This window comes from Psychrobacter sp. W2-37-MNA-CIBAN-0211, from assembly GCF_040309405.1.
In the GTDB taxonomy this organism is placed as follows: domain Bacteria; phylum Pseudomonadota; class Gammaproteobacteria; order Pseudomonadales; family Moraxellaceae; genus Psychrobacter; species Psychrobacter glaciei.
Window position 1 is genome coordinate 1 of the sequence record NZ_JBEOOU010000265.1, and the last position, 266, is coordinate 266.

The 266-nt window shown below is 45.1% G+C and carries 1 pseudogene; it reads right to left on the minus strand.

What is annotated here, in order from left to right:
- Nucleotides 1-266, minus strand: a pseudogene (locus tag AAEY72_RS15170) (3-dehydroquinate synthase); the annotation flags it as partial.

A 266-nucleotide genomic window follows, 5' to 3' on the forward strand; every position in this document is an offset into this window, starting at 1 on the left:
GCCATGAGCGCATCATAAATCTGGTTAATGCTCGTCTGATTCTTATATTGTTCGCCATCTGGGAGTATACATACCTTCACGATGAACTGCTTTGCCAATGGTGCCTCTAGCGCTGCCAAGTAAAGCGGTGCAATCGTCTCGTTGGTGACAATTAATACTTGCCGACCAGTAATATAGGGCATGATTTGCTGAGCCATAGCGCTTTGCTCAGTGCTGTTTTGTTCAGTAATGACAATAGGATAATCATGACTGTGCGTGTGTACGGT